Annotated in this window: 12 protein-coding genes; 7 read left to right on the forward strand and 5 right to left on the reverse strand. The window is 62.9% G+C overall.

Annotated elements, in window-relative coordinates; translation table 11 throughout:
- From F451_RS0120555 to xylB, 6 genes are all read left to right on the forward strand, one after another.
- Nucleotides 1-1,002 (forward strand): ABC transporter ATP-binding protein (locus F451_RS0120555; protein WP_020683300.1); only part of this gene is annotated, 1,002 nt, incomplete at its 5' end.
- A 103-nt stretch (nt 1,003-1,105) separates the two neighbouring features.
- Nucleotides 1,106-2,581 carry a mannitol dehydrogenase family protein gene (locus F451_RS0120560; RefSeq protein ID WP_020683301.1) on the forward strand — a complete coding sequence of 492 codons (1,476 nt, stop codon included), beginning with the start codon at nt 1,106-1,108 and terminating at the stop codon, nt 2,579-2,581.
- Between the two features lie 2 nt (nt 2,582-2,583).
- Nucleotides 2,584-3,267, forward strand: coding sequence for an HAD family hydrolase (locus F451_RS0120565; protein WP_020683302.1), 684 nt, complete (start codon nt 2,584-2,586; stop codon nt 3,265-3,267).
- Nucleotides 3,268-3,310: 43 nt separating this feature from the next.
- Nucleotides 3,311-4,294 carry a transaldolase gene (gene tal / locus F451_RS0120570; RefSeq protein ID WP_020683303.1) on the forward strand — a complete coding sequence of 328 codons (984 nt, stop codon included), beginning with the start codon at nt 3,311-3,313 and terminating at the stop codon, nt 4,292-4,294.
- Nucleotides 4,291-6,330, forward strand: coding sequence for a transketolase (gene tkt / locus F451_RS0120575; RefSeq protein ID WP_020683304.1), 2,040 nt, complete (start codon nt 4,291-4,293; stop codon nt 6,328-6,330). The genes tal and tkt overlap by 4 nt, the downstream gene beginning before the upstream one ends.
- Before the next feature lie 26 nt (nt 6,331-6,356).
- Nucleotides 6,357-7,850 carry a xylulokinase gene (gene xylB, locus F451_RS0120580; RefSeq protein WP_026291937.1) on the forward strand — a complete coding sequence of 498 codons (1,494 nt, stop codon included), beginning with the start codon at nt 6,357-6,359 and terminating at the stop codon, nt 7,848-7,850.
- A 43-nt stretch (nt 7,851-7,893) separates the two neighbouring features.
- Here xylB and F451_RS26175 read toward each other — a convergent pair whose 3' ends face one another.
- Entirely contained in the window at nt 7,894-8,544 is a 651-nt protein-coding gene (locus F451_RS26175; protein ID WP_020683306.1) for a DsbA family protein, read from the reverse strand.
- Nucleotides 8,545-8,554: 10 nt separating this feature from the next.
- Nucleotides 8,555-9,193, reverse strand: a complete 639-nt coding sequence (locus F451_RS0120590) for an NAD(P)-dependent oxidoreductase (RefSeq protein WP_020683307.1) — start codon at nt 9,191-9,193, stop codon at nt 8,555-8,557.
- Nucleotides 9,194-9,310: 117 nt separating this feature from the next.
- Here F451_RS0120590 and F451_RS26180 point away from each other — a divergent pair, with 117 nt between their 5' ends.
- Nucleotides 9,311-10,240, forward strand: coding sequence for a LysR family transcriptional regulator (locus tag F451_RS26180; protein ID WP_020683308.1), 930 nt, complete (start codon nt 9,311-9,313; stop codon nt 10,238-10,240).
- Here the strand turns inward: F451_RS26180 and F451_RS0120600 are convergent.
- The 3 genes from F451_RS0120600 to F451_RS0120610 form a co-directional block, all read right to left on the reverse strand.
- The gene (locus F451_RS0120600) at nt 10,217-10,699 is read right to left on the reverse strand and encodes a Crp/Fnr family transcriptional regulator (RefSeq protein WP_020683309.1); all 483 of its coding nucleotides are present in this window, start codon (nt 10,697-10,699) and stop codon (nt 10,217-10,219) included. The two genes, F451_RS26180 and F451_RS0120600, sit on opposite strands and share 24 nt — an antisense overlap.
- Before the next feature lie 73 nt (nt 10,700-10,772).
- Nucleotides 10,773-11,594, reverse strand: a complete 822-nt coding sequence (locus tag F451_RS0120605) for an MBL fold metallo-hydrolase (RefSeq protein WP_020683310.1) — start codon at nt 11,592-11,594, stop codon at nt 10,773-10,775.
- Between the two features lie 343 nt (nt 11,595-11,937).
- On the reverse strand, nt 11,938-12,546 hold the full coding sequence (locus F451_RS0120610; RefSeq protein WP_020683311.1) for a TetR/AcrR family transcriptional regulator: 609 nt from the start codon (nt 12,544-12,546) through the stop codon (nt 11,938-11,940).
- Between the last annotated feature and the right edge of the window lie 2 nt (nt 12,547-12,548).

Raw genomic sequence — 12,548 nt, forward strand, 5'->3', positions numbered from 1 at the left:
CCCTCGGGCTGCGGCAAATCGACCCTGCTGCGCCTGATCGCCGGACTCGAGGAAGTCACCAGCGGTCATATCTTTCTGGATGACCGTGACATCACCGACGTGGCACCGGCCAAGCGCGACCTGGCCATGGTGTTCCAGTCCTATGCCCTCTATCCGCACATGAGCGTGCGCAAGAACATGTCCTTCGCCCTCGATCTGGCCGGCATCGACAAGGCCGAAGTCCAGCGCAAGGTCGAGGACGCCGCCAAGGTACTGGAACTTGGCCCCTTGCTGGAGCGCAAGCCCAAGGCCCTGTCTGGCGGCCAGCGCCAGCGCGTGGCCATCGGCCGTGCCATCGTGCGCAACCCCAAGGTGTTCCTGTTCGACGAGCCTCTGTCCAACCTCGATGCCGCGCTGCGCGTGCTGATGCGCCTGGAACTGGCGCGCCTGCACAAGGAGCTCAACGCCACCATGATCTACGTGACCCACGACCAGGTCGAGGCCATGACCCTGGCCGACAAGGTGGTGGTGCTCAACGCCGGCCGTGTCGAACAGGTGGGCTCACCGCTGGAGCTGTATCACCACCCGGTGAACCAGTTCGTGGCGGGCTTTATCGGTACGCCGAAAATGGCCTTCCTCAAGGGCCGCGTCAAGGCAGTGGACAGCAACGGTGTCAGCATCGTGCTGGACTGCGGCCCGGAATATCAGCTGCCCCACCAGGCCACCGGCCTCAAGGCGGGTGACGACATCACCTTCGGCATTCGGCCGGAAAACATCGACGTGGTCGGCAGCGATGCCAGTCCGTTCAAGGTTACGCTGGATGTCACCGAGCACCTGGGCGCCGACACTTACTGCTATATCACCCTGCGCAACGGTGAAACCCTGACTGTACGGGCACCGGGTGACTTTGCTGGCGACTACGGCCAGGAGGCGGGACTGATTCCGGACCTGTCCCAGGCGCACCTGTTCGATGCCAACGGCAAGACCATTCCGCGCCCGCGCACGCCGGCCCAGGCGGCCTGATTGTTATGGCAACTGTGCGGGCGATCGGCTGGCGCCAAGCGTATGCGTCCGCGCAGCACACTTGCACCTCGCAATGGCTTTAATTCCGGCCAAGGTAAAAAAGATGAAACTGAATACTGAAAATTTGCCGTTGCTGCCCGCGCAGGTAAAGCGCCCAGCGTATGACCGCAGTCAGGTCCGTCAGGGCATCGTACATATCGGTGTCGGCGGCTTTCACCGCGCCCACGAGGCGGTGTACACCGACATGCTGCTGAACCAGGGTCATGCGGCTGACTGGGGTATCTGTGGCGCGGGGTTGCGGGCTGAAGACCGCGCCATGCAAAGCGCACTCGCCGGGCAGGACTACCTCTATACTCTGGTTGAGTTGGGCGACGGCGCCGATACAGCCGTCCAGGTGATCGGTGCCATTGTTGATTTTGTGCTCGCTGAAGATGGCAGCGAGGCGCTGATTGAGCGGCTCGCGTCCCCCCAAACCCGCATTGTCTCTCTGACCGTAACCGAAGGCGGTTACTGCACCGATGACAGTACGGGCAAGTTCAATGCCGGTCTGCCGCAGATTCAGCACGACCTGGCGCACCCGCACAGTCCTAAAACGCTGTTCGGCTTTTTGGCCGAGGCGCTCATGCGGCGTCGTGATGCCGGCATTGCCCCCTTTACCCTGATGTCCTGTGACAACCTGCCACACAATGGTGATGTTGCCCGCAACGCGCTGCTTGGATTCTGTGCCCTGCGCGACAAGGCGCTGCACGACTGGGTTGCAGCCAATGTCAGCTTCCCCAATGCGATGGTGGATCGCATCACCCCCATGACCAGCGACGGCCATCGCGCCAAGCTGCAGGCGGACACCGGTATCGAAGACCGCTGGCCGGTGGTGGCCGAGCCATTTCTGCAATGGGTACTGGAAGACAAATTCTGCAATGGCCGTCCAGAGTGGGAGCGCGTCGGGGTACAGTTCACCGATGATGTGACACCCTATGAGGAAATGAAAATCGGCCTGCTCAACGGCGCCCATCTGGCCATGGCGTATCTGGGGGCGCTGCTGGGCCATCAGTATGCCCACGAAACCATGCAGGATACCCAGCTGCGACATTACGTGCGCCGTTACATGGACCAGGACGTGACGCCGCTGCTGGCGGATGTGCCGGGCATCGATCTGACCGAGTACAAGGACACCCTGATCGAGCGCTTTTCCAATACCGCGATCTGCGATCAGGTCAGCCGGCTCTGTTCCGACGGCTCGTCCAAGTTCCCCAAGTTTGTCCTGCCGACCCTGCTGGGTCAGATCGAGCAGGGCAGGGCACTGGATCGCACCGCCCTGATTATTGCCGCCTGGTGCCATTACCTGCGTGGCGTGGATGAGCAGGGCAACCCCTACGGGATTCCCGATCCGCGTGCCGCCTGGCTGCAGAAGGCGATCAGCGATACGGATAATCTGGTGCAGAATTTCCTCGCCCTGGAAGACGTGTTTGGCCGAGTCATCCCGCAGTCCGAGGCCTTTGTGCAGGCGTTTGCATGCCAGCTTGAGCGCCTGCAGACCCTGGGAGTTCGCGCCACCCTTGATCTGGTTATGGCGGACTGAACATGCACAGCGGGTCACAGGCATTTGCGATCTTTGACATGGACGGGTTGCTGATCGATTCCGAACCGCTCTGGCTGGCGACGCAAAAATCGCAACTGCTGGCACTCTACGATCTGGTGGTGCCAGAGGCTGAACTGCTGGCGTTTCAGGGCACCAGTACGGTGCAGTTCTGCCGCACCATGGCACAGCGCCATCACGAGCACGGCGTAGATGCCGACGTGCTGCTGGCCGCGATGCTCGAGCGCATGGCCGGGCTTATTGCACACGCAACGCTGATGCCGGGCGCGCAGGCGCTGCTGCAGCGCCTGGCCGAGGCGCAGGTACCGATGGCCATCGCATCGTCATCGCCGCTGCATTTTATCGAGGCCGTGGTGCATGCCCATGCGCTGCCGGTGTCGGTGTTTGCCTCCGGCCTTGAGGTGGTGCGCTCCAAGCCCCACCCCGCGGTGTTCGAGTTGGCGGCCGAGCGGCTCGGCAGCGAAGTGCCTGCCCAGTGTTGCGTATGGGAGGATTCGGTCAATGGCGTTATCGCCGCCCGGGCCGCCGGCATGCGGGTGATTGCCGTGCCAGACCCTGCGCACTCGAATCCTGCCCAGTTTGCCATTGCGCACCATATACATTCATCGCTGCACGACAGCCTGGGTGCGGATGGCCACGTGGCTGTGCTGCATGACGCTATTATTTAATCTGCCGGATTTATAACGCGCTAATACCTTAACGAGGCCTCCGATGTCCAATTTGCTGCAACAACTCAAACAACAGAGCACCGTGGTCGCCGATACCGGTGATTTGGATTCCATTCGCCGCTTTTCGCCGCAGGATGCCACCACGAACCCGTCGCTGATTCTTCAGGCCGTGCAGTCGGGCAAGTACAATCAACAGGTGCAGGCGATTCTGCACGACGTGCGTGATCACGCCGGTACGCTGGACGAAGCGGTGGATGAGGCCTGCGACCGTCTGGTGGTGGCCATGGGCGCCATGATCCTGCAACAGGTGCCGGGTCGAGTGTCCACCGAGGTCAATGCGCGCCTGTCGTTCGATACCCTGGCGAGCCTTGCGAAGGCCCGTCGGCTGATTGAGCTTTATGCCCAGGCGGGTATTCCCCGCGAGCGAATCCTGATCAAGCTGGCCGCCACCTGGGAAGGTATTCGCGCCGCCGAGGTGCTGGAGAAAGAGGGCATTCAGTGCAACCTGACACTGATCTTCAGTTTTGCCCAGGCCCGCGCCTGCGCCGAAGCCGGTGCTTATCTGATTTCACCCTTTGTCGGCCGCATACTCGACTGGTACCGCAAGGCTGACCCGACGCGTAGCTATGCTCCGGCGGATGAACCCGGTGTGCATTCTGTGCAACGCATTTACCGCTATTTCCGCAGGCTCGAGTACCCCACGGTGGTGATGGGGGCGAGCTTTCGCAACAGCGGCGAGATTCTGGCGCTGGCCGGATGTGACCGCCTGACCATCAGTCCCAAACTGCTGGACGAGCTGGCCAGTACAGAGGGTGATCTGCAGCCGGTACTGGCCGACAGCGGTGAGCGCGAAGCACGTCCGGCACCGATCTCGCAGGCACAGTTCCGCTGGGAGATGAACGAAGATGCCATGGCCACCGAAAAGCTGGCCGAAGGCATTCGCGGGTTTGAGGCCGATCAGCTGAAACTTGAAGCCCTGCTGCGCGAACAGCTGGCCGCAATACAGGCAGCGGGGGGCACGGCATGACTGCGCCCCAGTCGACGTCGGAACTGAGCCGGCGCACCCTGGCCAATGCCTTGCGGGCGCTGAGCATGGATGCGGTGCAGCAGGCGGGTTCCGGTCACCCCGGCGCGCCCATGGGCATGGCGGATATTGCCGAAGTGCTGTGGCGTAACCACCTCAGGCACAATCCCTCCAATCCCGCCTGGCCTAACCGGGACCGCTTTGTTCTGTCCAACGGCCATGGCTCCATGCTGCTGTACAGCCTGCTCCATCTGAGCGGCTATGACCTGCCGGTCGAGGAGCTGAAAAACTTCCGCCAGCTGCACTCGCGCACTCCCGGCCACCCCGAATACGGCTATACGCCGGGGGTCGAGACCACCACCGGTCCGCTCGGGCAGGGGCTGGCCAATGCGGTGGGCATGGCGCTGGCCGAGCAGACCCTGGCGGCGCAGTTCAACCGCCCCGGCCACGATCTTATCGATCACCACACCTATGCCTTTGTCGGCGATGGCTGCCTGATGGAGGGCATCTCCCACGAAGTCTGCTCGCTGGCCGGCACCCTGGGCCTGGGCAAGCTGGTTGTGATCTATGACGACAACGGCATCTCCATCGATGGCGAGGTGGACGGCTGGTTCACCGACGATACGCCGGCCCGTTTTCGCGCCTACGGCTGGCAGGTGATCGAGGCCGTGGACGGTCACGATGCCGCGGCCATAGAGCGTGCCCTGGCCGAGGCCAAAGGGGATGCCAGCGCACCGACCCTGATCTGCTGCAAGACGACCATCGGTTTCGGCGCGCCCAGCAAGGCCGGCAGCCACGAATGTCACGGTTCCCCGCTGGGCGCCGCCGAGGTCGCGGCCACCCGCGCGGCACTGGACTGGCCTTACGGGCCCTTCGATGTGCCGCACGCGGTGTATGCCGACTGGAATGCCCGCGAACGCGGTGCGGCGCTGGAGCTCGACTGGCAGCAGCGCCTTGAGGCGTATCGGGCGCAGCATCCGGTGCTGGCTGCCGAGCTGGAACGCCGTCTGGCCGGCGAGCTGCCGGCGGACTGGGATCGACTGCGTAACGATTTGATCGAGCACACCCAGCAGGCTGCCCGCACCCAGGCGAGTCGCAAGAGCTCGCAGCAGGTGCTCGAAGCCCTGGGGCCGGTGCTGCCGGAACTGCTGGGCGGCTCGGCGGATCTGGCACCGTCCAACCTGACCCAGTGGTCGGGCTCGCGATCTCTCTCGCCGAAGGAGCGAGGCGGCAACTATATCCACTATGGCGTGCGCGAGTTTGGCATGAGCGCCATCATGAACGGTCTGGCGCTGCACGGCGGCTTTATTCCCTACGGCGGCACCTTCCTGATGTTTACCGAATATGCCCGCAATGCCGTGCGCATGGCGGCGCTGATGAGGATACGCAACATCTTTGTCTACACCCATGACTCCATTGGACTGGGTGAAGACGGTCCGACCCATCAGCCGATCGAGCAGCTGCCAAGCCTGCGCCAGACGCCCAACCTGGATACCTGGCGCCCGTGCGACGACACCGAAACCGCGGTGGCCTGGTGCAGCGCCCTGGAACGTACCGAGGGACCAAGCGTCCTGGTGCTGTCGCGCCAGAACCTGCCGGCCGAGGCGCGCACCCCGGCGCAGCTGCAGGCGATCCGCCGCGGCGGCTATGTACTGCGCGACTGTGACGGGCTGCCTGCGCTGATTCTGCTGGCCACCGGTTCCGAGGTGGCGCTGGCGCTGGCCGGCGCCGAGGAGCTGACGGCCGCGGGTGTGGCGGTCAGGGTGGTATCACTGCCCTGTATCGAGCGCTTTGATCGTGAGGACCAGGCTTATCGGGATGCGGTGTTGCCGCCGCGCGTGCGGGCGAGGCTGGCGATCGAACTGGCACAGCCGGATGGCTGGTATCGTTATGTTGGTCTGGATGGCGCCGTCATGGGCATGCGCACCTTCGGCGAATCGGCCCCGGCCGAGGATCTGATGCGGCATTTCGGCTTTACCGTGCAACGGCTGGTTGAAACGGCGCAAGCCGTGCTGGCGAAGCAGACGACGGGGCTGTAGCTATGAGTCACGGCATAAATCAGGGCATGTATCTGGGGATTGATTGCGGCACCCAGGGGACCAAAGTGGTGATTCTGGACGCCGAGCAGGGCCATATTCGGGGCGAAGGCTATGCACCGCATGCGCTGATCAGCGAGGCGAACGGGCGGCGCGAGCAGGATCCCCAGTGGTGGATCGACGCCTTTGAGCAGGCGTACCGCCAGGCACTGGCGCAATCTTGTATCGACAGCCAGGCCATTCGTGGCATCGGTGTATCCGGACAGCAGCATGGCCTGGTGGTACTGGATGCCAGCGGGGCGGTGATCCGCCCGGCCAAGCTGTGGTGCGATACGGAGACGGCACCGCAAAATGCGCAGCTGTTGGCCCAGCTTGGCGGCGCTGATGGCTGCAGGGCGAAGCTTGGGCTGGAGCTGGCCACCGGTTATACGCTGTCCAAGCTGCTCTGGCTCAAACAGCATGAGCCTGAAGCCTTTGAGCGTATCGCGCATATCCTTTTGCCCCACGACTACCTCAACTACTGGCTGACCGGCGCGATCGCTGCCGAGTACGGTGATGCCTCGGGCACGGGCTATTTCGATGTACGCACCAGGCGCTGGGCACCTGACGTGCTGGCGCTGATTGCACCGGATGGCCGACTGGAGCGGGCCCTGCCGCCGTTACGTGAAGCGCATGAGGCGGTGGGTCTGGTGAGACCCGAGGTCGCCGCGCGGCTCGGACTGGGGCAGCAGGTGCGGGTGTCCAGTGGGGGTGGAGACAATATGATGGGGGCTATCGGTACCGGTAATATTACGGACGGCATAGTCACCCTGAGTCTGGGTACCTCCGGCACTGTGTATGCCTGTACCCATCAGGCCCCGGCAGAGACGGCCGGGGGGCTGGCAGCCTTTTGTTCGTCCAGTAACGCCTGGCTGCCGCTTATCTGCACCATGAACCTGACCTCTGCAGCCAACGCGGTACGACAGCTGTTTGGTTTTGACCTTGACCAGTTCAATATCCAGGCGGCACAAGCGCCTATCGGTTGTGATGGCATTACGTTGCTGCCGTTTCTGAATGGCGAGCGGGTGCCGGCCCTGCCGGATGCCAGTGGCAGCATGCTGGGGCTCAACATGCAGAACCTGACGCCGGCCAACCTGTGCCGTGCGGTGCTTGAAGGCACCAGCTTTGGCCTGCGCTACGGGTTGGAGCTGATGCGCGCGGCGGGTATCGAGGTACGGCAGGTACGCCTGATCGGCGGCGGGGCTAAAAGCGCCCTCTGGCGCCAGATGGTGGCGGACATCATGAATGCGCCGGTGATCTGTCCGCGTATCGGTGAGGCCGCGGCACTGGGGGGAGCTATCCAGGCGCTCTGGTGTGACAGTCTGGCGCGCGGGCAGGATGTCTCGCTGCAAGCGTTGTGCGAGCGCTACGTGGAGCTGGATGAAACCAGTGCGCTGAACCCGTCGCCGGCGGCGGTCAAGGCATACCAAACGGCCTACGACCTGTACCGCCGCCGACTGGATAGTCTGCACCCCGGCGCCTGACCGGGGTGGCGAAACGGTCCCTTCCTCAAGCCGTTCGAGCTGCTCAGCGGATCGCTTCGACCTGTAGCTGCGCGTGCAGCAGGGCTGCAAAATCCTCGGGCCGGCCGTAAAAATGACTGTGATCCAGCCGGGACAGCTGGTGACCCCGTTGCAGCACGAAGGTCGGGTAGCCCCCGGCACCGGTACGGGTCATCAGGTCGCGCGTCTGCGCCAGGTGATCGTCGACACCGGTATCGAGCCAGGCGGTGAGGGCGCGCTCGAATGCCGGCGCCGACAACCCGAGGGACTGCGCCAGCTGTTGCAGGCAGCTCGGCTCGCTCACCCGCAGTCCGTGCCGATAGTGTGCCTGCTGTATCGCAGCAAGCATCGCCACGGCGCGATCCGGTTCGAGCTGTGCCACGGCCAGGATGGCCGCGATCAGCGGGGGCGAGTGTAACCGCGTGGCAGGGTCGTTCAGCAGGCCCTGCAGGTAGGGATCCCCAAAGGTCTGGCCGCTGAGGCGGGCAATGCGGGCATCGTGCTCGCGGATATGCGTGGCAAGCCCGGGTGTTATCTGCTGGTTCATAAAAAGCCCGCCGCCGTGCAAGATGACCGGTAGCTTCGGCAGGCGCCTTGTTACTGCCTCGAGCAGCGGGGCGGCGGCGTAGCACCAGCCGCACATGGGGTCATAGAGATAATGCAGCTGTGTATTCATGCGTGATGGCTCAGTAAGCGACGCTAAAGCGTCGACGGTGGTGGACCGGGCTTTCCAGCTCGTCGAGCATCGCCACCGCATAGTCCTCGACCGATATTCGGCTCTGGCCCTGGTCATCGATCAGCAACTGATCGCCGCCGAGCCGGAACCGCCCGGTGCGCTCGCCCGGCGCGATCACGGCGGCCGGTGACAGCATGCTCCAGTCCAGCTCCGCTTCATCACGCAGCAGCGCAAGCGCGGTGCGTGCACCCTCGGCCGTTGCCCGGTACTCGGGTGGGAACTCCGGCGTATCGAGCAGCTGCACGCCGGTGGCGACCTCCAGACTGCCGGCACCTCCCACTACCAGCAGCCGGGGCACGCCGGCCGCCTTGGTGGCCGCGATGATCGAGCGGATGCCACGCTCGTAGTAGGCCTGCACAGCGTCCTGAGCGTGGCCGCTGAACGCACTGATCACGATGTCCTGGCCGCTGAGCTGGCGGGTCAGGGTGCCGGTATCCATCACGTCGGTTTTCACGCCGTTCAAGCCACGCGCTGTGGCCAGCTTTTCTGGCCGGCCGACCAGGGCCTTGACCTGGTGTCCGCGTTGCAGGGCTTCGTACAGCAGCGCCGAACCAATAAATCCGCTGGCGCCGATCAGGGCAATATTCATCTGGTAAATCTCCACAATCAGTAAGACAGGAATCGAATTGTAGAGACTATGATTGATTTGATAATCACCACTAAATATAAATGACTGTTATCGAATCATTAACAATAGGGGCTTCAGGTGACGATCGTTAAAACTCCGGATCTCAACAGTCTGACGGTCTTCGTCACCGTGGCTGAAGCGGGTGGCTTTACGGCCGCCGCGCAGCGCCTGGGTGTCGCCAAGGGCAGGGTCAGCCTGCAGATCAGCCGGCTCGAAAAGGCCCTTGGCGTACAACTGTTCCATCGCACCACCCGTCAGGTGTCGCTGACCCGGGCCGGGGAAAGCTTGCTGGCGGAATCAGGTCCCTTGCTGAACGGCCTTCAGAACGTACTGGAGGAGGCCGGACGCAAGAGTGCAGAGCTTCGCGGGGTGCTCAGAATAAGCGCTCCGGTCGATTTCGCCGTACAAACCCTGGCACCGCTGGTGAGCGCGTTTGCCCGGTTGCATCCCGGGCTGCAGCTCGAGCTCTGCTCGAGCGACCGTATACTCGACCCGGTGCGTGAAGGCATCGATGTCTCTTTCCGTGTGGGCTGGTTGCAGGACTCGACGCAACGGGCGGTCAAGCTGGGGGACTTCGATCAGTACCTGGTGGCGGCGCCATCCTATCTGGCGCGCGCCGGCAAGCCGGTAACCCCGGGGCAGATCGCTGGCCACGCCTGGCTGGCCCTGACCCTGCTGCGCTCGCCGTTGACCTGGACATTCGAGGCCGCCGATGGGACATCGGAGCGGGTTCAGCTGCAGTCGGCGCTGAGAGTGGATTCGGCGACCGTGCTGCGTGCGCTGTTGCAGGAGGGGGCGGGTCTCTCGGTAATGGATCAGCCCAGTGCTCAGCAGGCACTTGACGCTGGCCGGCTGGTGCGGCTGCTGAAGGACTGGTCGCTGCCAAGGGGGGGGATCTATGCGGTCTACCCGCCGGGTCGATACGCGTCGGTGAAATCGCATGCCTTTGTGGACTTTTGCCGCCGGTCCCTGGCACCCGCCCCCTCAGGTGGGGTGGAAGCCGTCTGATTCGTGCAGGACACTGGCGCGGAACAGCAGGTCGTTGACATCCCGCAGGCGGCGGCTCAGTTCGCGGCCCAGGTTCATGTAAATCATCGTGAACTGGGCCGGGTCCTTGCTGTAGAGCTCCTGCAGGTCGGAGGCGGAGAGCTCGATCGCCGTGCAGGCTTCCAGCGCCCTTACGCTGGCGCTGCGTGGGCAAAAGTCGATCAAGGCCATTTCGCCGAAGCAGTCGCCCTGGCCCATGGTACTGATGCAGTAATCCTGACCTTTCCAGTGGCGCAGAATTTCCACCTTGCCGCGCTCCAGCACGTAAAGTTCTTCGGCCTTGTCGCCTTCACGGAAAAAATATTCTCCGGCCTCGCGGGTCTGGATGCGGGTGCGTTGCAGCAGGAATTCCAGTACCTCGTCGGTAATGCCGCCGAAGATCGGCATCTGCTGTAACAGGGCGAGTCGAGTGTCGTTCATGGCGTTGTTCCCATGCATGCATCTGGGATGCTTGCTGCGTTGGTTACACACAGGGTGCGGCGGGTCTCAAGGGTCACAACTGCAGTACCAGACCCTCGCGGGCCACGACCGAGCCCGGTTTGAGTCGTTGCAGTTCGGAGTCCAGCCATTGAAGCTCGGCATCAGTACGCTCGGGCGCGTGGTGAAACACGACCAGGCGGCGGGCACCCGCGGATTCGCACAGCGCAAGGCCCGCTTCCCAGGTCGAATGCCCCCAGCCGCGGTGGGCGGGGTAGTCGCTGTTGTTGTAGGTGGCGTCGTAGATCACGATATCGGCGTCACGGATGAGGTCCACAATTGCCGCATCCAGCCCCTGCGTTGGGTGTTCGGTATCGGTGACATAGCAGATCGCGCGGCCGTCGAATTCGATGCGGTAGGCGGTGGCGCCGTCCGGATGGTTAAGTGCGCAGGTGAGTACGCGGACCGATGATGACAGGTTCAGGGTATCGCCGCTGGTGAAATCCCGAAAGCTGAAGCGAGCCTTCAGGTGCTGCAGCGGTACCGGGAAGAAGGGCGGCTGCAAAAACTGCCGCAGGGCTGTTTCAACGCCGCTATTGCAGTTGCCGGCCCAGACGCGCAACTGGCTGCCGGGATCGTACGCCGGCGCAAAGAAGGGCAACCCCAGAATATGGTCGTAGTGCAGATGACTCAACAGCAGGTCGGCATCAATGCTGCCCTTTGCCTGCAAGTGCTGCCCGAAGTACTGCAGTCCGCTGCCGGCATCCAGAATCAGCAGCCGGTCACCTGCGCGTACCTCCACGCAGGAGGTATTGCCACCATAGTGCAGGGTGTCGTGCCCGGGGCAGGGAATGGAGCCGCGTACGCCCCAGAATCGAACATGGAAATTCCCTGCCATCGTTGTCTCCCGTTAACTCCCCTGTGCCATTGATCGGGCAATCTAACAGGTTTCACTGCCTGTTAGGTGTCAGCTACCGGACCTGCGCTGCACGCACTTGAATGCGGATTCGCGGTCGCCGATCAATGTGGCGCACAACTGTGTGAAATCCCCTGGTTTTCAAAGCCCCGCCTGTCGCCGGGTTCAGAATGATGCGTTCTTGCAACCGGGGTAACTGGTCGGCATTTGCATACCGTTTCAGTATGCAGTGTAGGACTTGCTGCGCCAAAGGGTGAGGTGACGGGCGCGGGTGGGATCATGAACACCGGGCCCGGGTGTGCGCATCATAAGCCTGCTGGGTATTTCAGGCGGCGTAGGCCCGCAGGAACATCTGCACGCAGTTTTCCAAATAACGCTGGTGTTCGCCGTCCGTGATCGGGTGGCCGGTATTGAGCTCCAGTCGCATCTGCAGCTCGCCCTGCACCATTTTGAGGAATTGCACGGCGGCGAAGCGGGCTTCGGGAATTCGCAACCGGCCCTGTTTGTCGAGCTTGCTCATCAGCTCGCTCAGCATGTCGGTCAGGTGCTTGGGACCGGCATCATAAAACAGCCGTGACAGCTCGGGGTAGGTTTCAGCCTCGGCCATGCAGGTGCGCAGCACCCGAACGGCCTCCCGGGACTGGATCATCGAGGTAAACTGGCTGGCGATCTCGAGCAGCTGCAGGTGCAGATCCTGCTGTGGTTCAAACAGCTCACCGGTCATGGCATGGGCAACGCACTTGCACCCCACGGCACCCACAAAGAGATCTTCCTTGTTGCCGAAGTGGCTGTAGACCGTCTGCTTCGAAACGCCGGCCTGGCGAGCGATCTGATCCATGCTGGTATTGGAAAACCCCTGCTCGGTAAACAGCGCTATTGCCGCATTGAGGATCTGTATGCGCTTCTCTTCACTTTTGGTTCTTGGTTTGATCATTG

Source organism: Marinobacterium rhizophilum DSM 18822, from assembly GCF_000378045.1.
In the GTDB taxonomy this organism is placed as follows: domain Bacteria; phylum Pseudomonadota; class Gammaproteobacteria; order Pseudomonadales; family Balneatricaceae; genus Marinobacterium_A; species Marinobacterium_A rhizophilum.